Origin of the sequence: Janthinobacterium sp. FT14W (assembly GCF_009208755.1) — a bacterium.
GTDB classification, from domain to species: domain Bacteria; phylum Pseudomonadota; class Gammaproteobacteria; order Burkholderiales; family Burkholderiaceae_D; genus Janthinobacterium; species Janthinobacterium violaceinigrum.
On the sequence record NZ_WFLL01000111.1, the window covers coordinates 1 to 1,066 of the forward strand.

Annotated in this window: 1 rRNA gene; it reads right to left on the bottom strand. The window is 52.3% G+C overall.

Annotation, left to right across the window (positions count from 1 at the left end):
- Window positions 1-1,010, bottom strand: a 16S ribosomal RNA gene (locus GCN74_RS28175); the annotation flags it as partial.
- Window positions 1,011-1,066 lie beyond the last annotated feature (56 nt).

A 1,066-nucleotide genomic window follows, 5' to 3' on the forward strand; every position in this document is an offset into this window, starting at 1 on the left:
ATCTCTCCGGGATTCCATCCATGTCAAGGGTAGGTAAGGTTTTTCGCGTTGCATCGAATTAATCCACATCATCCACCGCTTGTGCGGGTCCCCGTCAATTCCTTTGAGTTTTAATCTTGCGACCGTACTCCCCAGGCGGTCTACTTCACGCGTTAGCTGCGTTACCAAGTCAATTAAGACCCGACAACTAGTAGACATCGTTTAGGGCGTGGACTACCAGGGTATCTAATCCTGTTTGCTCCCCACGCTTTCGTGCATGAGCGTCAATCTTGACCCAGGGGGCTGCCTTCGCCATCGGTGTTCCTCCACATATCTACGCATTTCACTGCTACACGTGGAATTCTACCCCCCTCTGCCAGATTCTAGCCTTGCAGTCTCCAATGCAATTCCCAGGTTGAGCCCGGGGATTTCACATCAGACTTACAAAACCGCCTGCGCACGCTTTACGCCCAGTAATTCCGATTAACGCTTGCACCCTACGTATTACCGCGGCTGCTGGCACGTAGTTAGCCGGTGCTTATTCTTCAGGTACCGTCATTAGCAAGGGATATTAGCCCTCACCGTTTCTTCCCTGACAAAAGAGCTTTACAACCCGAAGGCCTTCTTCACTCACGCGGCATTGCTGGATCAGGCTTTCGCCCATTGTCCAAAATTCCCCACTGCTGCCTCCCGTAGGAGTCTGGACCGTGTCTCAGTTCCAGTGTGGCTGGTCGTCCTCTCAGACCAGCTACTGATCGATGCCTTGGTAGGCTTTTACCCTACCAACTAGCTAATCAGATATCGGCCGCTCCACGAGCATGAGGTCTTGCGATCCCCCACTTTCATCCTTAGATCGTATGCGGTATTAGCGTAACTTTCGCTACGTTATCCCCCACTCCAGGGTACGTTCCGATATATTACTCACCCGTTCGCCACTCGCCACCAGAGCAAGCTCCGTGCTGCCGTTCGACTTGCATGTGTAAGGCATGCCGCCAGCGTTCAATCTGAGCCAGGATCAAACTCTTCAGTTTAATCTCTGTTACTTTGCCGTTTTACCGGCACCGTCATTGCTGACGGGTCGCTCACT